This is a genomic window from Streptomyces sp. R-07, from assembly GCF_049913175.1.
In the GTDB taxonomy this organism is placed as follows: domain Bacteria; phylum Actinomycetota; class Actinomycetes; order Streptomycetales; family Streptomycetaceae; genus Streptomyces.
On record NZ_CP183978.1, the window covers coordinates 1536013 to 1554142 of the forward strand.

Here is an 18130-nt window from a genome sequence, read left to right on the forward strand (position 1 = left end):
CTTCCGTGGTGATCGTTTTCGGTCACGGGAACGCGTTCCCGCCGGTAGATCTTCCCATCCGCCGGGGCTACGGCTGACGGGTGCCCGTCTCCCAGGTCCGCTGGACGTGGTTCATCGTGGTGAGCCACCGCTCGGGGTCGGTGGCGCGGTTGCGGTAGTAGCCGGCGACCTCGGGGTGGGGAAGGACGAGGAAGCGGTCCGCGCCGATGGCGTCGAGGAGGGCGTCGGCGACGTCCTCGGGCTCGATGGCGGTGGGGGCGAGGACGAGATCGCCGGCGGATCCGGCGGCGGTGAGCATGTCCGTACGGACGCCCTGCGGGCAGATGGCGTGGACCTTGAGGCCGCGGTGGCGGTAGGTGAGGGAGAGCCATTCGGCGAAGGCGTACGCGCCGTGCTTGGAGACGCTGTACGGCGCCGCGCCGATCATGGTGAGGAGTCCGGCGGCGGAGACGGTGGAGACGAAGCGGCCGCTGCCGCGCTCCAGCCACTCCGGGAGGAGGGCGCGGGCCGCGCGGACGTGGGCCATGACGTTGACGTCCCAGGCGGCCGCCCAGACGTCCTCGTCGGCGAAGGCGTCGCCGGGCGAGGAGAGTCCGGCGTTGGCGCACCAGATGTCGACGCTGCCGCCGAGGGCCTCGCGGGCCTCGGCGACGACGGCGGAGGCGTCGCCCGGGACGGGGACGGCGCCGATCTCCTCGGCGACGGCCTTGGTGCGCTCGGGGTCGAGGTCGTTGACGACGACCCGGGCGCCCTCGGCGGCGAAGCGGCGGGCGAGCGCGGCGCCGATGCCGCCGCCCGCTCCGGTGACGACGACACCGGCGCCCCGGAGCTCGTTGACACCGGCGCCCTGGAGCTCGTTCGTGTCCGCGGTCATGGACCCACCTCTCGGCTGTGACGACCCGGACAGACTAACCAGTCGGTATGGAGTGACGGAAGACCCGTTCCGCACGCCTCGTTCCCCGGGGCGGTCAGGAGCGCTAGCGTGCGTGCCCATGTCACTGGCGAGGAGGTCCCGCATGAGCCTGTCGCGACGGAGTCTGCTGGCCGCAGGAGGCGCCCTCGGGGCGGTGGCGGCCACCGCTGCCGCTCCCGCTGCCGCCGCTTCCGGTCACGGCCGCGTGCGGACCGGCTTCGAGCGGCTCGCGGCGGACGGATACGCGCTCCTCGCGGGCGAACGGGTCGGGGTCGTGACCAACCCGACCGGCATCACCCCGGACGCGCGCCACCTCGTGGACGTGATGCACGCCGACGAGCGGGTGGACCTGGTCGCCGTCTTCGGCCCCGAGCACGGCTTCCGGGGCACCGCCCAGGCGGGCGGCTCCGAGGGCCGGTACGACGACCCGGCGACCGGGCTGCCCGTCTACGACACGTACCTGAAGAGCGGACAGCCGCTGGCGGACGTCTTCACCGCCTCCGGGGTGGACACCGTCGTCTTCGACATCCAGGACGTCGGCGCCCGCTTCTACACGTACATCTGGACGCTGTACGACTGCATGGCGGCCGCCGCCCTCGCCGGGAAGCGGTTCGTGGTCCTGGACCGGCCGAACCCGGTGACCGGGCGGGCGGCACTCGGTCCCGTCCTGGACCGGGCGTTCGCGACCTTCGTCGGGCGGGAGCCGATCGCGCAGGCGCACGGCATGACGGTGGCCGAGCTGGCCGGCCTCTTCAACGGCGAGTTCCTGGCCACGCCCGTCGCCCTGGAGACCGTACGGATGACGGGGTGGCGGCGGTCGGAGTTCTTCGACGCGACCGGACTGCCGTGGGTGCCGCCCAGCCCGAACATGCCGACGCCGGAGACCGCGCTCGTCTACTCCGGCACCTGTCTCTTCGAGGGCACGAACCTCTCCGAGGGGCGGGGCACCACCCGCCCCTTCGAACTCCTCGGCGCCGAGGGGATCGACCGGCGGTGGGCGGAGGCGGCGAACGCCCTCGGTCTGCCCGGGGTCCGCTTCCGCGAGGCGTACTTCGCCCCGACCTTCTCCAAGTTCCAGGGGAAGACGGTGGGCGGGGTGCAGCTGCACGTCCACGACCGGGAGTCCTTCGACCCGGTACGGACCGGGATCGGACTCCTGGTCACCGCCCGGAGCTCGTGGTCCGGCTTCGCCTGGCGGGCGGACGGGTGGATCGACAAGCTGACCGGCTCGGCCCGGGTGCGGACGCTGATCGACGCGGGCGCGGGCGTGGACGAGGCCGTCGGGGCGTGGGAGACGGACCTGGCGGGCTTCCGGTCGGTGCGCGAGGAGTATCTGCTGTACCGCTGAAGCGTGCGCCTGAGGGGGCTGACTGCACGTCCGGTACGAGTGGGGCTGACTCCACGTCCGGTACGGGTGGGGCTGCACCACGTCCGTACGAGTGGGGCTGACCCCCCGTCCGGTACGGGTGCGGGCGGGATGTCCCCCGGGCGTCCCGCCGACCACGCTTGCCCCATGAACCTCTCCTTACGACGCCGCCGGCTGCCGCTCGTCGGGCTCCTCCTCGCCGCCTGCCTCGGCTCCCTGGCACCCGCCGCGGGCGCCGCCACGGCCCCCGCCGGCCCCGATCCCGCCCGTGAACTCGCCCGCACCGCCGAGCCCCTGACCGACCTTCGCCCCCTCGACCGGATGATCGGCCCGGCCAAGGTCGTCGGCCTCGGCGAGGCCACGCACAGCTCGGCGGAGTTCTTCACCGCCAAGCACCGGATCTTCGAACACCTCGTGGAGTCGCGGGGCTTCACCACCTTCGCCCTGGAGGCCAACTGGTCCACCGGGCTCCTCGTCGACGAGTGGGTCCGCACCGGCCGGGGCGACATCCGGGCGATCATGCGGGACGAGTTCCAGGAGTCGTACCGCCTCTGGAACACCGAGGAGTACCTCGACCTCTTCCGGTGGATGCGGAAGCACAACCGGCTCCACCCCGGGCACCAGGTCCGCTTCATGGGCAACGACCTCGGCTACGCGGGACCGAACATCTTCGACACCGTCACCTCGTACGTCGCCCGCGTCCACCCGGCGCTCCTCCCCCGCTTCCGCGAGCTGTACCGGGACTCACGGCCGACGGGCGAGGTGGGGGCCTGGATGAAGGGGTACGTGGACAGGCCCCTCCCGGAGCGGCAGCGGATGGCCGGCGACGTGAACCGCGCCCTCGCCCTGCTGGAGCGGCAGCGCCCCGGCAAGGGCCCCGGAGCGCGGGAGGCGCACCTCTGGGCGGTGCAGCACGCGCGCGCGATCGCCCAGGTCGGCACCGAGTACGCCCACGACATGACGACGGAGGCGGGGATCGCGGCGGCGATGCTCTACCGCGACCGGATCATGGCCGAGAACACCGTGTGGTGGCAGCGGCGGACCGGCGACCGGATGGTGCTCTCCGCGCACAACGGCCACGTCGGCTACGAGACGCCCAACCCGGACCAGTACCCGCGGCTCCAGGGCGCCTTCCTCCGGGACGCCCTCGGCCGGGACTACGTGAGCGTGGGCGCCTCCTTCGGGCAGGGCTCCTTCAACGCGCACGACATCGGGGCCCCCGGCGAGCCGATCCGCACCTTCACCGTCTCCCCGCTCGGCCCCGACAGCAGCGCCCACACCCTGGACCGGGTCGCGTCCGGCCCCTTCTACCTGGACCTGAGGCGTACGACTCCGGCGGCGCGCGACTGGCTGGGCGTGCCCCGGCCGGTCCGGCAGATCGGGACGGTGTTCCCCTGGCCGGGCGACACCGTGCCCGTGCGGCTGTCCACCGCGTACGACCTGCTGATCCACTTCCCCCGGATCTCGGCGGCGCGGCTGCGCTGACACCGTGTCGCACGTCTGGACGGTGCCGTGCGCGGGCATGCTGGCCAAGGAGCCGCCGCCCGCGCACGGGGCGCACCCGGCGTCGCGGCCCCCTCGACGTGGAGGGACGGTCTGGTCGTGACCGGGATGAGTGTGGAGCCGTACCGGGAGATCACTTTCGACAAGGACGGCGACGGGCCGCCGGGCCAGGCCTCGGAGCTCGCCGCGCTGGCGCGCCGGGGCGTCGGCGACCTGGTGGTGTTCGCGCACGGGTGGAACAACTCCCCGTCCGGCGCCACCCGCCTCTGCTCCGACTTCTTCGCCCCCTTCCCCGGGCTGCTGGCGCCCGGGGTCGAGGCGGGGTACGCGGGGCTGATCTGGCCCTCGATGATGTTCACGGACGAGCCGGTGCCGGACTTCCGGGCCCTCGTGACGGTCCTCCCGGAGAAGGAGCCGGTCATCGGGCGGCTCACGGAGCTGCTCGACGCGGCGCCGGCGGAGGAGGCGGCGTTCGCCGAGTTCGGGGCGCTGCTGCGGGAGCTGACGGACGTGGACACGGAGTCCGTGGCCTTCGGCGAAGCGGTCCCGGAGTTCCTGCTCGCGGACCCGGTGGAGGTGTGCGCCCTGTTCACCGGGGCGCTGGAGGGCGCGGATCCGACGGCGGGCGGGGTCCCGCCGGAGGGTTTCGGCGAGGGGCTGAAGCGGTACTGGAAGGGCGCCAAGGAGGCGCTGCGGCAGGCCACGTACTACGTGATGAAGAAGCGGGCCGGGCGGGTCGGCGAGCACGGGCTCGGGGCGCTGCTCGGCGAGGTCGCGCGCGGCGCGCCCGGGCTGCGCGTCCATCTCGTGGGCCACAGCATGGGCGCCCGGCTCGTCGCGTACGCGCTGCGGGGGCTGCCCGCCGGGGCCCGGCCGGTCGCCTCCGTGACCCTCCTTCAGGGTGCGTTCTCGCACTACGCGTTCGCGGCGCGGCTGCCGCACGACTCCGGGCGGGCCGGTTCGCTGCGGGACCTGCAGCAGCGGGTCCGGGGGCCGGTGGTGGCCTGCTACTCGCGGCACGACACGGCGCTCGGGGTGATGTATCCGCTGGCGTCCCGGCTCGCGAACGACTCCGAGTCGCTGGCCGGCGACGCGGTGGCGCTGCTCGGCGCGGACGATCCGCGCTGGGGCGCGATCGGGCACGACGGCGTGCAGGCGGTGCCGGGCACGGTGCGGCGGAGCCTCGCGGAGGTCCTGCGCGAGGGGATGCCGGGCTCGGGGTGCGTGAGCGTGGACGCGGCCGAGGTGGTCCTCTCGCACAGCGACATCCGCCATCAGGAGCTGGCCCGGGTGGTGGTCTCGGCGGCGGGGGCGGGCCGGTGAACCCCACCGGACGCGCTGGTTCCGGTGGGTGACGGGCGTCTCTTCCACCCCGCTGATGGCTGCCATCGGAATTTCGATGGAACACGGCGGGGCTCCCGTTCGTCCCTCTGATATCGCGGAAGGACCAGCGGCGGAGGTGGCGAGAGATGGCCGGTTTCCGGAGTCTCGCGAGACAGGTGCGCGATCCGGGGTGCGACACGGCGCTGCGCAGGTACTCGCTGCGCAAGTGTCTGGAGAGGTTCGCGCCGTACGGGCACCGCGCGACCTGGGACCATCTGTGCCGCAGGCACAGGTTCGGGCCCGAGGACCGGGAGCTCGACCCGGGGCGGCTCGTGGCCGCGCTCGACGAGCTGGAGGAGGCGCGGGCCGTGTGGCTCGCGTACGAGGAGCGGTTCGCCGCGCGGCGGCGGCGCGAGAAGCAGGAGGGGCTGCGGGGGCTCGGCGCGTTCGACGACTGGCACCGGCGCGTCTGGGGCGGCAACGGCGTGGTCCGCTGCGGCGACCCGGCGGTGCACCCCTCCGACCCGCTGCCCGAGGTGCTGCGGCGGCTGATCACCGCGCTGGAGCGGGGGCCGGGCGAGGCGTGCCCGGTGTGCGCGGGACCGCGGATCGAGTGGGCGGGGCCGGGTGACCCGTACGAGCCGTGGCTCGGTCCGGTGTGCGGGGACTGCGGGGTGGGCGTCCCGCGGGCGGTACTGACCTCGGGGGCGCTGGCGCGTGCGCGCGGCGACCGGCGCCTGCCGCTGGCTTCGGCGGCGTGAGGGGTTCCTCCGGCGCGGCGCCCCCGTCCGTTGTGGGCACGCTCCGCGGGGGCGGTGCCCACCCCCTTGTGGGCATACGTTCCGCTGGGGCGGAACGGGTGAGCACAACGGACGGCGCCGCTTGCCGGGCCTAGGCTTTCGCGCCCGGACACGCACCGCGTCGTGCGGCGCCGCTGGGATGCGGGTCCAGGCACGGAAGGCGCAGGCGCACGGCAGCTGGGTGCCGCCCAGTCGGGTGCGGACGGCGCTCGGCTGGTGGGTCAGGCCTCGTTCGGTAGTGGGCGGCGGACCGGGAGGAGGCGGGAGCCTGCCATCTGTTCGCCGAAGCGGTCGTCGGGGTTGGACAGGACGCACGTCTCCAGGGAGAGGCAGCCACACCCGATGCAGTCCGTCAGGTGGTCACGGAGCCGGCCGAGCTGCTTGATGCGCTCGTCTAGTTCGGTGCGCCAGGCCGCGGAGAGCCGGGCCCAGTCCTCGTTCGTGGGCGTGCGCTCCTCGGGGAGCTGGGCCAGGGCCTCGCGGATGGTGGCCAGGGGGATCCCCACCCGCTGCGCGGCGCGGACGAAGGCGACCCGGCGGAGTGTGTCGCGGCCGTAGCGGCGCTGGTTGCCGCTGGTGCGGCGGCTGCTGATGAGCCCCTTCGCCTCGTAGAAGTGCAGGGCGGAGACGGCGGCCCCGCTACGGGCGGAGAGCTGGCCGACGGTGAGTTCGTGGATCTTCTCTGGAATCTGCGGCACCCGGGGAACCCTACTGGTCCGTCGGTGACGGCCGTTGACAGCGGCCCCCGCACCCCACATGCTGAGCAAGCGCTTAGATACCGACCATTAGGTATGCCGGTACGCCGTACGAGAAGGGACGAGGGAACATGGCCGAGCCGAGGATCTTCACCTCCGCCGAGGAGCTGCGCGCGGGGGTCGGCGAGCAGCTGGGGCACAGCGACTGGGTGGAGATCGACCAGAAGCGGATCGACCTCTTCGCGGAGGCGACCGGGGACCACCAGTGGATCCACGTGGATCCGGAGCGCGCCGCCGCCGGCCCGTTCGGCACGACGATCGCGCACGGCTACCTGACGCTGTCGCTGCTGCCGCTGTTCGTCCCGCAGGTGCTGCGGGTCGAGGGCATGAAGATGGGCCTGAACTACGGGACGGAGAAGGTCCGCTTCCCGGCCCCGGTCCCGGTCGGCTCGCGGCTGCGCGCCACCGCCGTCCTGACGAAGGTCGAGGAGGCGGGCGGCGGCGTGCAGGTGACGGCGGCGGTGACCGTGGAGCGCGAAGGCTCCGAGAAGCCGGTCTGTGTCGCCGAGTCGGTCTCCCGCTACTACTTCTGAGCGCCGACCATCCGCAGGACGAGGTCGGCGTAGAGCACGCCGATCTCGTCGGCGGTCCGGCGGCCCTGGGTGTTGAACCAGCGCGAGACGTCGATGCAGAGGGAGAGCACGGCGACCGCGGTGCCGGACACGTCCAGCACGTCGAACTCGCCCGCCGCCGCGCCCTCTTCGAGCATCCGGCGCACGGTCGCGTCCGACTCGCGGCGCAGCTCGATGATCTCGGCGCGGTGCTCGGGGCCGAGGGCGTCGAGCTCGTACTGGACGACGCGCGCGGTCGTGTGGCGCTCGGCGTGCCAGCGGACGAAGGAGCGCACGGCGTCGGCGAGCCGCTCGGCGGCGGAGCCGTCGCCGTCGGCCGAGGCCCGCAGGATCTCCAGGGCCCTGTCGTGACCTATGCGGCTGATCCGGTGGAGCAGCTCTTCCTTGGTCTTGTAGTGGATGTAGAGCGCGGCGGGGCTCATCCCGGCGCGGCCCGCGATGTCCCGGGTGGTGGTGGCGTGGTAGCCGCGCTCGGCGAACGCCTCGACGGCGGCCACGAGCAGCCTCCGGGCCGCCTCGGGCGTGACCTCGCCCCAGGGCATGTCCTCGCCCCCGGGCGTCTCCTCCGCCGCGCTCATCCCACACTCCTTCTCGGACCCCGTCAGGACGAACACCATACAACGAGGGTGAGCAAGCGCTTAGAGCCTGCGCGTCCCGGCACGCCTCAGAGCTTCTGGAAGGGGTCGTGCTCGGCGAGGAGCTTCTCCAGGCGGGCCTGGTCCACCCGGCTGACGATCTCGCCGGCTTCCTGGCGGTCGCGGACGACCTTGGCGAGGGTGAAGGCCGAGGTCGTGAGGTAGAGGACCGAGACGGCGAGGAAGGCCCGCACCCAGGCGCTGGCGTCGAGCTGGTAGATGCCGATGGACACGGCCGCGATCGCGATCCCGAAGGAGATGACGGCCTGCATGTAGTAGGCGGCGGTGTTCTGCTGCTTGACCGGTGTGTCGCTCATGCCCCACAGCATCGGGCGGAGGTGACCCCGGCCACATCCGCCCGCGTACTCAGTCCCGTACTCAGAAGGCCGAGATCCCGGTGAGCGCCCTGCCGATGATGAGCTTCTGGATCTGGCTGGTGCCCTCGTAGAGGGTCATGACGCGGGCGTCGCGCACCAGCTTCCCGACCGGGTACTCGTCGATGTAGCCGTAGCCGCCGAAGACCTGGAGGGCGTTGTTCGCCGCGCGGACGGCGGCCTCGGAGGCGTACAGCTTGGCCTTGGAAGCGGCGGTGGCGAAGTCCTGGCCCCGGTCGATCAGGTCGGCGACCCGCCAGGTGAGCAGCCGGGCGGCGTCCACGTCGACGGCGATGTCGCTGAGCAGTTCCTGGACCAGCTGGTACGAGGCGATGGGCTTTCCGAACTGCCCACGCTCCCCCGCGTAGCGCACGGCGGCGTCGAGGGCGGCCTGCGCGATGCCGACGCAGCCGGCGGCCACCGACATGCGCCCCTTGGCGAGGGCGGACATGGCGACGGCGAAGCCCTTGCCCTCGGGGCCGAGCATCGCGCCGGCCGGGACGCGGACGTCCTCCAGGACCAGTTCGGCGGTGGCCTGGCCGCGCAGGCCGAGCTTGCCGTGGACGGGGCGGCGGGTGAGGCCGGGGGTGTCGGTGGGGACGAGGAAGGCGGAGACGCCCTTGTGGCCGGGGGTGTCGTTCGTACGGGCGAAGAGCAGCACCACATCGGCCCAGGTGCCGTTGGTGATGAACATCTTGCTGCCGTTGACGACGTACGTGTCGCCGTCCCGCACGGCGCGGGTGGCCAGGTTCCCGGCGTCGGAGCCGGTGCCCGGCTCGGTGAGGCCGAAGCAGCCGAGCGCCTCGCCGGACGTGAGCCGGGGCAGCCAGGCCCGCTTCTGCTCCTCGGTGCCCCAGGAGGCGATCGTCTTGGCGACCAGGCCGAGGGAGACGGAGACGATGCCGCGCACCGAGGAGTCGCCGCGTCCCAGCTCCTCGGTGACGAGGCAGTACGCGAGGTGGTCGCCGCCCGAACCGCCGTACTCCTCGGGGATCGTGAGCCCGAGGAAGCCGACGGCGCCGAGCTTCTTCACGATGCCCCGGTCCACCTCCTCGGCGCGGTCCCACGCGACGGCGTGCGGGGTGACCTCACGGGCGACGAAGTCCTCGGCGAGCCGCCGTACGGCCTCCTGCTCCTCGCTCAGTTCCAGATTCATGCGGTGCCACCCCACTCGGCCGTTTAATTACCACTGCTAGTTTTTCGTGTGCGGGCCTACTATGTGCGCCATGGCCCGACCGCGCAAGCCCCTGCTCAGCCGAGAACGCATCGTCGAGACGGCGGGCGCGCTGGTGGACGCGGAGGGCCTCGCCGCGCTGTCCACCCGGCGGCTCGCCGCCGAACTCGGGGTGAGCGGGCCCTCCCTCTACAACCACTTCCGCACGAAGGACGAGATCCTCGACGCGGTCGCGGACGCGGTGAGCGCGAAGATCGACCTGTCGATGTTCGCGGAGGGCGACGACCGGGACTGGCGGACGGCGCTGCACGACTGGGCGGTCTCCTACCGCGCCGCCCTCGCCGACCACCCGCACATCGTCCCGGTCCTCGCCCAGGGCCCCGGCCGCCGGCCGGCGGGCCTGAAGGTCGCCGACGCCGTCTTCGGCGCGATGGTCCGCGCGGGCTGGCCCCCGGCCCAGGCCACCTCCATCGGCGCGCTGATGCGGTACTTCATCACCGGCTCCGCCCTCGGCTCCTTCGCCCGCGGCTTCGTCGACGACGAGACGGCCTACGACCCGGCCGACTACCCCCACCTCGGTCAGGCCCACCTCCTCGCGGAGCACCGCCAGAAGGTCGACGAGGGCGCCTTCGAGACGGGCCTGCGGGCGCTGCTCGACGGTCTGCGGCTCCAGTACGAGACGATCCCGGCGACCCGCAGATCCACACCGCCGGACGAGACGGCAGCGCCCCCGCGCGACAGTTCGGCCGCTGCCGAAGCGTGAGTGCGGCAGGCTTGCCCCATGGCAGCCAGTGATCTCGCCGCGCTCGCGGCGCTCTTCGCGGACGAGAGCCGCGCCGCGTTCCTGCTCGCCCTGCTCGACGGCCGGGCCTGGACCGCCGGGGAGCTCGCCCGGCATGCCGGGGTGGCGCCGTCCACCGCCAGCGAGCACCTCGGGAAGCTCGTCGCGGGCGGGGTGCTCGCGGAGGAACGGCAGGGCAGACACCGGTACGTACGCCTCGCCGATCCCGGGATCGCGCACCTCGTCGAGGACCTGGCCGCCCGCTCCGAACCCGATGTGCCCGCGCCACCGCGCTCCCTGCGGGCCGCGAGCGCCGGGCAGGCGATGGCGCGCGGGCGGACCTGCTACGACCACCTCGCGGGACGGCTCGGCATCACGATCACCGAGGCGATGACGGAGCGCGGACTGCTGCGCCAGGACACCGGGTTCGCCCTCACCGACCGGGGCCTGGCCTGGTTCGACGAACAGGGCATCCCCCTCGTACGGAAGGGGCGGCGGCCCGTCGCGCGCGGCTGTCTCGACTGGACCGAGCGCCGCCCGCACCTCGCGGGGCTCGCGGGCGCCGCGCTGTGCCGGCACGCGCTCGACGCCGGGTGGTGCGTACGGATCGGGTCCGAGCGGGCGGTGAAGCTGACCCCGCGGGGCGAGACCGCCCTGCGGACCGGCCTGGGCATCACGGCGGCGGCACTGCGCTGAGGCGGGGCGGGGCGGGGCGGGACCGGCGCCTGCCCCGGGCGGACAGCCCCCGGGCGGGCCTGCCCCGGGCCCGAGCCTGCGGCGTGCTCGCCTGCACCCCGCCCGCACCCCTCCCGTACCGTCCCTCGATATTGCGGTGAGCGCCGAAGGGTCCGCCCCCTACGGTCGTGCCATGCAGAAGCAACCCTCCCGGCTCGCGTTCGCCGCCGCCGGAGTCACCGTCGTCCTGTGGGCCTCCGCCTTCGTCTCCATCCGCAGCGCCGGGGCGGCCTACTCCCCCGGCGCGCTCGCGCTCGGCCGGCTGCTCGCCGGGGCACTGGTCCTCGGGGCCGTGCTCCTCATACGGCGCGAGGGGCTGCCGCCCCGGGCGGCCTGGCCGGGGATCGTGGTCTCGGGGCTGCTCTGGTTCGGGGTGTACATGGTGGTCCTGAACTGGGGCGAGCAGGAGGTGGACGCGGGCACGGCGGCGATGGTGGTGAACATCGGGCCCATCCTGATCGCCCTGCTCGGCGCGCGGTTCCTCAAGGAGTCGCTGCCGCCCCGGCTGCTCGCGGGCATGGCGGTCTCCTTCGCGGGCGCGGTGGCCGTCGGTCTGTCGATGTCGGGCGGGACCTCGGGCGGGCACGCCTCCGTGCTCGGGGTGGTCCTCTGCCTGCTCGCGGCGATGGCGTACGCCGGCGGGGTCGTGGCCCAGAAGCCGGCGCTCGCGCACGGCAGCGCGCTCCAGGTGACGACCTTCGGGTGCCTGGTGGGGGCGGCGGCCTGCCTGCCCTTCGCGGGGCAGCTGGTGGAGGAGGCGGGCCGGGCCCCGCTGTCGGCGACCCTGAACATGGTCTACCTGGGGGTGTTCCCGACCGCGCTCGCGTTCACGACCTGGGCCTACGCCCTGGCCCGTACGACCGCGGGGCGCATGGGCGCGACGACGTACGCCGTGCCGGCCCTCGTCGTGGTTCTCGCGTGGGTCTTCCTGGGTGAGCTGCCGGGCGCGCTCACGCTCGCCGGGGGTGCGCTGTGCCTCGCGGGCGTGGCCGTATCCCGCTCCCGCTCGCGGGCTTCGGTGACCGCCGGAACGGCTGAATCCACCTGACAGGGCATACCCCCGGTTCCGGTCAGTTCGCGGGCGGTCCGTGCGGGGCGGGCGCCCGCGACCTGGGAGGAAGACGCGCGTCAAGCCCCCAGTTCCAGCCGGGCGGCGGAGAAGCCACGTTTCGCCGCTCCCCGGCCGGATAGTTTCGAGACGGTCACAGGCGCAGGCCGGAACATAACGCTCCGGCACCTTCTCGCAAGCCCACGGGGGAGCTATGGCGATTCAGCAGCGGGCGGAACGCACGAGACAACAGATCCTTTCCTCGGCCGCGCGGGTCTTCGACAGAGTGGGGTACGAGCGGGCGTCGCTGGCCCGGATCGCCGGCGAGGCCAGGGTGACCACCGGCGCCCTGGTCTTCCACTTCGCGACCAAGTCGGACCTGGCGACCGCGGTGCGCGGTCGGGCCCGCGCGGTCACCCGGATCACGGTCGAGTCGGCCTGCCTGTCCACGGAGGGCGTGGGCGGCACCGCGATCGACAAGCTGGTGATCACGACCCACGCGCTGATCCGGCTCTTCGAGACCGACCCCGTCGCGCGGGCCGGTGAACGCCTCGCCCGCGAGCTGCAGTCGACCGCCTCCGGGCTCGGGCAGGACTGCCCGTGGCGGCGTGAGGTGGGCCGGCTGGCGCGGTACGCGGTGGCGGAGAAGGCCCTGCGACCCGGCGTGGACGCGACGGCGGTGGCGGCCCTGATCGGCTACGTGATCACCGGGGTGGAGCTGGAGATGCGGCACCCGAACGCGCGGGCCGACGAGCCCTGGCCCGCGGAGAGCGGCGCCCTGCACGATCCGGCCGAGGAACGGCTCCGCCGCATCTGGGAGTTGATCCTGCCGGGTCTCGTCCACCCGGCGTCGAAGGGACGGTCAGCGACCGCCTCCTGACTGCAGCAGCTGGCGGGCGAAGGCCGTCAGTGAACACCCGATGCGCTCGGTCGACAGCCCGAGTTCGTGCCGCTGGAACTGGAAGAGCTCGGGCGAGAGCGGACTGAGCGCGATGTCGATCAGCGGGTCGGGGTCCTCGACGCCGTGGTCGACCAGCAGGGTCCGGACGTGGACGCGCCAGAACCCGTACGCGCCCGTCCGGAAGCGCTCGGGGCCCGTCTCCGCCCCGAGCGCCAGCGGCAGATGCCGTTCGAGCAGATCGAGCATCGCCAGGTAGAACGCCGCGAGCCGCTCGCCCGCCGGAGCTCCGGGGCCGAGCGGCGGCGGTCCGTAGATGAGCTGTCCCTGCAGCCGGCGCTCGTGCTCGTCGAGCAGCGCCACGGCGACCGAGGACGGGTCGGGGAAGCTCCGGTACAGCGTGGCGCGGCCCACGCCCGCCGCCTTGGCGATCCGGTCCATGGTGACCGACCGCGGGTCCTGCTCGGCGAAGAGCTGCTCGGCCGCGGCCAGGATCTGGGCACGGTTGCGCTCCGCGTCCGCGCGTCTGCGCGGGGCGACCGGCTGTTCGTCGGCGGCCTGAAGATCACCGAGGAGCCCGCCGACCCGGTGCACGGAGGCGGCTCCACGACCTCGCTGCTCGTCGTCCCTCATGGACCAGACCTTACTTCCCTCGGGGCTAAGTGGACACCTTGTCCGGTTGCCATGTTGCATGGCATGCTAAACGGACTCAGTGTCCACTTATCCGCTCGCCATCCCGCCCCAGGGAGATCCAGATGCACACCGCGCTCCTCGCCGCGGCCCTGCTGGTCGGCTGCCTCCTGGCCGTCCAGGCCTCGGTGAACCTCCAGCTCAACTCGGCCGTCGGCACCCCGTACGGCGCTTCGACCATCCAGCTCGGCGTCGCGACCACGCTGCTCGTCGTGCTCGCGGTGGCGGCCGGCGCGCTCGGCGCGCTCGGCAAGCTGCCCGACGTGGAGTGGTGGCAGCTGCTCGGCGGACTCGCCAGCCCCCTCTACATCACCAGCGGCATCCTGCTGTTCCCACGGCTCGGCGCCCTCGCCGCCGTCGGACTCTTCGTCACCGGCCAGATGTTCTCCTCGCTCGCCCTCGACCTCTTCGGTCTCCTCGGCCTGAAGCAGAAGGACCTGAGCGCCGGCATCGTCATCGGCGCCCTCGCCGTCCTCGCGGGCATCGTCGTGATCATCCGGGGCATGAAGGCCGCGGCCCCTCCCGGCGCCCCCAAGATGTCGAGCGCCGGCCGCATCGGCTGGCTCGCCCTCGGCATCGTCGCCGGTGGCGTGCTCCCCATCCAGGGCGCGGTCAACGCCCAGCTGCGAGCCCAGCTGAAGGAGCCCATCACCGTCGCCGTGATCAGCTTCGCCGTGGCGACCTTCACCATCGCCGTCGTCCTGCTCGTGCTCTACGCGACCCGGAAGACCCCGAAGCCCAAGATCGCCCCGCTGAAGAAGATGCCCTGGTGGGGCTGGCTCGGTGGCGCCTGCGCCGCCGCGTACGTCACCGGCACCTTCCTGCTCATCCCCACCATCGGCGCGGCCGTGACCATCGCCCTCACCGTGACGGGACAGCAGCTGACCTCGGCGCTGATCGACCACAAGGGTCTGTTCAAGCTCCCGCAGCGCTCCCTGACCAAGCCGCGCGCCCTGGGCCTCGCCCTGCTCATCGCCGGCTCCCTGACCATCCAGCTCGTCTGACCGAGGCCGGCGCCTCCCCCGGGTCCCCGCCCGGGGGCCCCCGGCCCGCTTGGTGCGTCACGAAAGGTGCGTCATGAAAACGTCCTACACCGCCGGGCCGGACATCCACGTCCTCCCCTCGGCCCTGCCCATCCCCGGTCTCGGCGACCAGCCGGTGAACGCCTTCCTCCTCCGGTCCGGACAGCCGCTCCTCGTGGACACCGGCATGCCCGTCGACCGGGAGGGCTTCCTGGACTCCCTCTGGTCGCTGATCGACCCGGCCGACCTGCGCTGGGTCGTCGTGACCCACGACGACCGCGACCACACCGGCGCGCTCGCCCGGATCCTCCAGGCCGCGCCGAACGCGAAGGTGCTCGTCAACGCGATATCACTGACGCGAATATCGGAAGAGTTCAGCATTCCGCAGGAACGGGTGGTGACGGCGAACCCGGGAAGTCGCGTGAAAGTCGGCGATCGAGAGCTGAGTTTTCACCGGCCGCCCACTTTCGATTCACCCGGAACCCTTGCCGTGTTCGACCATTCCGATGGAACGCTCTACAGCTCCGACAGCTTCGGTACCGTCGTCGAAGAAATTCGCCAGGACTTCACCGAACTTTCCGAGGAGGAATTCTTCCACGGGTTCGAGGTCCTGAACCGTGCGATAGCGCCGTGGACCGCGCTGGTCGACGAGGCGAAGTTCCTCCCGCCGGTGCGCGAACTGGCCGCGCTGCGCCCCGCGCGGCTGCTCAGCGCCCACGGGCCGACCGTCGAGGAGGACGCCGTACCCCGGCTGTTCGAGGCGATGGCCCGCATCCCGTCCCTGCCCGCCTGGCTGCCGGACGCCGACCTCGACCTCGAGGCGGCGCTGGACGCCCACGAGTCCGCCGCCGGCTGAGCACCGCTCCGCCCCGCACGAACCGAGGAGAACCATGTCCGACCCGACCACCACCGATCTGACCCCGCCGCCCGGAGTCATCACCGTCTTCTCCGACATCTGGTGTTCGTTCGCGCACATCGCCATCCACCGGCTGCACGCCACCCGGGCCCGCCTCGGCCTGGAGGAGCAGGTCTCCTTCGACCTGCGCGCCTTCCCGCTGGAACTGCTGAACGACGCCCCGAGCCCGCGCCCCGGAACGGACAGCGAGGTCGCCCGGATGGCCAGCCTGGAGCCGGCCGCCGGCTGGCAGCTGTGGCAGGCCAAGGACTGGCTGTACCCCTCGACGACGCTGCCCGCCCTGGAGGCGGTGCTCGCCGCCAAGGAGCAGAGCCTGAACGCCTCCGAGCAGCTCGACCTGGGGCTTCGCCGGGCCTTCTGGGCCGAGTCGCGCTGTATCAGCCACCGCAAGGTGATCCTGGACGTGGCCGCGGAGACGGGCGCCGTCGACGTGGACGCCCTCACCGAGGCGCTGGACGACGGGCGGGCCCGACGGACCCTCGCCGACCAGGCCGCGCTCTCCAAGAGCGACCGCGTGAACTGCAGCCCCCACCTGTTCCTGCCCGACGGCTCCGACCACGCCAACCCGGGCATCGACGTGGGCTGGGAGGGCGCGTACGGCATCGGCTGGCCGGTGATCGCCTCGGACGACCCGAAGGTGTTCGAGGACATCCTGCTGCGGGCCGCCACGGAATAACGGAACAAGGCCGCCGGCGCGGCCCCACAGCGAGAACGACGGCCAGGCATTCCCTTTCGCGGAATGCCTGGCCGTCGTTCCTTTTTTTCTTCCTCAGAACATCGCGGTGATTATTAATTGCGTGACCCGGTCGTTATTCGCAAGGGCGCTCGAAGCTCCTACAGTCATTCACGCCGCCGGAATTCCGGACGAGTTTCGTATCGACAGCGGGAGTTCTTCATGTCGTTGACCGACAAGGCAGACGTCAGCACCTTCGTCGACCTCACCCAGCACGAGATCGAGGCCCTGAAGACCCGGTTCAACCTGGCCGATGCCCACACCCACCAGCGTCAGTCCGCCTCGCAGGAGGGGATCGTCTCGCGGCTCCCCGAGCTCTGGCACGAGTCCGAGTCGAAGCAGCAGGCCCACTTCGAGCGCCAGTTCATCGACGCCTTCTTCCGCCTGCACCAGCAGCCCACCGCCCGGGCGATGGACCGCACGCTTCTTTCGTACTCCGCCAGCGTCTCGACCATGGTCGCCGGCATGTTCCTCAAGCAGCGCGGCATGTCGGTGCAGCTGGTGGAGCCCTGCTTCGACAACCTGGTCGACCTGCTGCGCAACATGCAGGTGCCGCTCGGACCGGTCGACGAGTCGGTGCTGCACGACAAGGACGCCATCTACGAGCGCCTGGTCGAGCAGATCGACGCGGACGCGATCTACCTTGTCGACCCCAACAACCCCACCGGGTTCACCCTGCTGGCCGAGAAGCTGGAGGGCTTCCGCGAGGTCGTCCGCTACTGCGTGGACCACGACAAGGTCCTGGTGATGGACTTCTGCTTCGCCTCCTTCGCGCTGTGCGACGAGGGCATCGGCCGCGTCGACATCTACAAGCTCCTGGAGGAGTCCGGCGTCACCTACATGGTCATGGAGGACACCGGCAAGACCTGGCCCATCCAGGACGCCAAGTGCGCCATGATCACCGCCAGCCGGAACATCCAGGAGGAGGTCTACAACCTCCACACCAGCGTCCTGCTGAACGTCTCGCCCTTCGTCCTCAACATGGTCACGCAGTACATCGAGGACTCCATCGAGGACGGCTTCGCCTCCGTCCGCGACATCATCAAGACCAACGGCGACGCCGCCCGCGCCGCCCTCGACGGCACCATCCTGGAGTTCCAGGAGCCGGTCGTCGGCACCAGCGTCGCCTGGTTCCGCATCAAGCCGGAGCACCTGACCGCCACCCAGCTGCAGGCCGTCCTCTTCGACGAGGAGGTGTACGTCCTGCCGGGCACCTTCTTCTACTGGAACACCAAGGAGAAGGGCGAGCGCTTCGTCCGCCTGGCCCTGGCCCGCGAGCCCGAGGTGTTCGCCGGCGCGATGGAGCGGATGCGGAAGGTGCTCGAGCGCTATGCGGCCTGACGCCACCCCCGAGGCGAACGACCACGCCTCCGCAGCGACTGACCACGCCCCCACGGTGTTCATCGACGCCACGCTCTTCATGGGCATGCACAGCAAGGACGACGCCGTCCGCGTCGCCGCCAAGTCCTTCTTCGCGGACCGCCTCGCCGCGGGGGACGCCGGCCGGGTCGTCATGAACTGGGAGCAGGTGGGCCGCTGCGACGACCTCGTGTGGGGTTACGAGCGCGGGATCCAGGACGACTACTACCCGTTCATGGACGTCCTCCACACCGATCTGGCCATCGACCGCGTCCCGTACGACGAGGACGACCTCCGTCGGGCCTTCACCACCCCCGCCCTCGAAGGCCTGCCGACGCACGAGCGCCTGCTGCTGGCCCAGGTCATCGGCCGGGGCGGCACGCTGCACACGGCGAGCCCCCGGCTGCTGCGGACGACCGGCCTGCCCGTCGTGCCGATCGGCACCGGCGCGGAGCCGTCGTTCCCCGCGTACCTGGAGGACCTCTACCAGCGCTCGCTGGTGCTGACGGTCGACTCCGACAACCTCTGAAGAC

The 18130-nt window shown here is 72.2% G+C and carries 20 protein-coding genes; 14 read left to right on the forward strand and 6 right to left on the reverse strand.

The features are described from left to right. Nucleotides 1–67: 67 nt before the first annotated feature. A complete protein-coding gene (locus ACN9M0_RS06870) occupies nt 68–874 on the reverse strand; it encodes an SDR family oxidoreductase (RefSeq protein WP_366040599.1) in 807 nt (268 codons plus the stop codon). Between the two features lie 142 nt (nt 875–1016). Between ACN9M0_RS06870 and ACN9M0_RS06875 the strand changes: the two genes are divergently transcribed. From ACN9M0_RS06875 to ACN9M0_RS06890, 4 genes are all read left to right on the forward strand, one after another. After that, nucleotides 1017–2261: an exo-beta-N-acetylmuramidase NamZ family protein gene (locus tag ACN9M0_RS06875; RefSeq protein ID WP_426403290.1), complete on the forward strand. Its 1245-nt coding sequence runs from the start codon at nt 1017–1019 to the stop codon at nt 2259–2261. A 165-nt stretch (nt 2262–2426) separates the two neighbouring features. Beyond that, nucleotides 2427–3764 (forward strand): erythromycin esterase family protein, encoded by a 1338-nt coding sequence (locus tag ACN9M0_RS06880; RefSeq protein WP_366040597.1) that lies wholly within the window; start codon nt 2427–2429, stop codon nt 3762–3764. Between the two features lie 126 nt (nt 3765–3890). Then, nucleotides 3891–5105 carry a serine-threonine protein kinase gene (locus ACN9M0_RS06885; RefSeq protein ID WP_426405287.1) on the forward strand — a complete coding sequence of 405 codons (1215 nt, stop codon included), beginning with the start codon at nt 3891–3893 and terminating at the stop codon, nt 5103–5105. Between the two features lie 146 nt (nt 5106–5251). Continuing rightward, nucleotides 5252–5866: a hypothetical protein gene (locus ACN9M0_RS06890; RefSeq protein WP_366040596.1), complete on the forward strand. Its 615-nt coding sequence runs from the start codon at nt 5252–5254 to the stop codon at nt 5864–5866. Between the two features lie 260 nt (nt 5867–6126). On the opposite strand, the gene soxR is transcribed toward ACN9M0_RS06890, so the two are convergent. Next, nucleotides 6127–6603, reverse strand: a complete 477-nt coding sequence (gene soxR / locus ACN9M0_RS06895) for a redox-sensitive transcriptional activator SoxR (RefSeq protein ID WP_366040595.1) — start codon at nt 6601–6603, stop codon at nt 6127–6129. A gap of 128 nt (nt 6604–6731) precedes the next feature. Between soxR and ACN9M0_RS06900 the strand changes: the two genes are divergently transcribed. Further along, the gene (locus ACN9M0_RS06900) at nt 6732–7193 is read left to right on the forward strand and encodes a MaoC family dehydratase (RefSeq protein ID WP_150159851.1); all 462 of its coding nucleotides are present in this window, start codon (nt 6732–6734) and stop codon (nt 7191–7193) included. On the opposite strand, the gene ACN9M0_RS06905 is transcribed toward ACN9M0_RS06900, so the two are convergent. The 3 genes from ACN9M0_RS06905 to ACN9M0_RS06915 all read right to left on the reverse strand — a co-directional run bounded on the left by ACN9M0_RS06905 (nt 7184) and on the right by ACN9M0_RS06915 (nt 9397). Further along, nucleotides 7184–7810 (reverse strand): TetR/AcrR family transcriptional regulator, encoded by a 627-nt coding sequence (locus ACN9M0_RS06905; protein WP_399697784.1) that lies wholly within the window; start codon nt 7808–7810, stop codon nt 7184–7186. The genes ACN9M0_RS06900 and ACN9M0_RS06905 overlap by 10 nt on opposite strands. 86 nt (nt 7811–7896) lie before the next feature. Then, nucleotides 7897–8184 (reverse strand): YiaA/YiaB family inner membrane protein, encoded by a 288-nt coding sequence (locus tag ACN9M0_RS06910; protein WP_366040593.1) that lies wholly within the window; start codon nt 8182–8184, stop codon nt 7897–7899. Between the two features lie 61 nt (nt 8185–8245). Further along, on the reverse strand, nt 8246–9397 hold the full coding sequence (locus tag ACN9M0_RS06915; RefSeq protein ID WP_366040592.1) for an acyl-CoA dehydrogenase family protein: 1152 nt from the start codon (nt 9395–9397) through the stop codon (nt 8246–8248). A 70-nt stretch (nt 9398–9467) separates the two neighbouring features. Here ACN9M0_RS06915 and ACN9M0_RS06920 point away from each other — a divergent pair, with 70 nt between their 5' ends. The 4 genes from ACN9M0_RS06920 to ACN9M0_RS06935 all read left to right on the forward strand — a co-directional run bounded on the left by ACN9M0_RS06920 (nt 9468) and on the right by ACN9M0_RS06935 (nt 12859). Continuing rightward, a complete protein-coding gene (locus tag ACN9M0_RS06920; RefSeq protein ID WP_366040591.1) occupies nt 9468–10178 on the forward strand; it encodes a TetR/AcrR family transcriptional regulator in 711 nt (236 codons plus the stop codon). An 18-nt stretch (nt 10179–10196) separates the two neighbouring features. Next, entirely contained in the window at nt 10197–10892 is a 696-nt protein-coding gene (locus ACN9M0_RS06925; protein WP_426403291.1) for an ArsR/SmtB family transcription factor, read from the forward strand. 172 nt (nt 10893–11064) lie between these two features. After that, nucleotides 11065–11979: a DMT family transporter gene (locus ACN9M0_RS06930; protein WP_366040589.1), complete on the forward strand. Its 915-nt coding sequence runs from the start codon at nt 11065–11067 to the stop codon at nt 11977–11979. Between the two features lie 214 nt (nt 11980–12193). Next, nucleotides 12194–12859 (forward strand): TetR family transcriptional regulator, encoded by a 666-nt coding sequence (locus ACN9M0_RS06935; RefSeq protein ID WP_366040588.1) that lies wholly within the window; start codon nt 12194–12196, stop codon nt 12857–12859. Here the strand turns inward: ACN9M0_RS06935 and ACN9M0_RS06940 are convergent. Beyond that, the gene (locus ACN9M0_RS06940; RefSeq protein WP_426403292.1) at nt 12842–13510 is read right to left on the reverse strand and encodes a TetR/AcrR family transcriptional regulator; all 669 of its coding nucleotides are present in this window, start codon (nt 13508–13510) and stop codon (nt 12842–12844) included. The genes ACN9M0_RS06935 and ACN9M0_RS06940 overlap by 18 nt on opposite strands. 122 nt (nt 13511–13632) lie before the next feature. Here ACN9M0_RS06940 and ACN9M0_RS06945 point away from each other — a divergent pair, with 122 nt between their 5' ends. From ACN9M0_RS06945 to ACN9M0_RS06965, 5 genes are all read left to right on the forward strand, one after another. After that, a complete protein-coding gene (locus ACN9M0_RS06945) occupies nt 13633–14571 on the forward strand; it encodes a DMT family transporter (protein ID WP_366040586.1) in 939 nt (312 codons plus the stop codon). Between the two features lie 193 nt (nt 14572–14764). Next, complete coding sequence (locus tag ACN9M0_RS06950) at nt 14765–15445, forward strand: MBL fold metallo-hydrolase (protein ID WP_366040585.1); 681 nt, start codon at nt 14765–14767, stop codon at nt 15443–15445. Between the two features lie 34 nt (nt 15446–15479). Further along, the gene (locus tag ACN9M0_RS06955) at nt 15480–16181 is read left to right on the forward strand and encodes a DsbA family oxidoreductase (RefSeq protein ID WP_426403293.1); all 702 of its coding nucleotides are present in this window, start codon (nt 15480–15482) and stop codon (nt 16179–16181) included. Between the two features lie 219 nt (nt 16182–16400). Further along, nucleotides 16401–17579: a pyridoxal phosphate-dependent aminotransferase gene (locus tag ACN9M0_RS06960; protein ID WP_366040583.1), complete on the forward strand. Its 1179-nt coding sequence runs from the start codon at nt 16401–16403 to the stop codon at nt 17577–17579. Beyond that, nucleotides 17569–18126, forward strand: a complete 558-nt coding sequence (locus ACN9M0_RS06965) for a DUF6190 family protein (protein ID WP_366040582.1) — start codon at nt 17569–17571, stop codon at nt 18124–18126. The genes ACN9M0_RS06960 and ACN9M0_RS06965 overlap by 11 nt, the downstream gene beginning before the upstream one ends. Nucleotides 18127–18130: the final 4 nt, after the last annotated feature.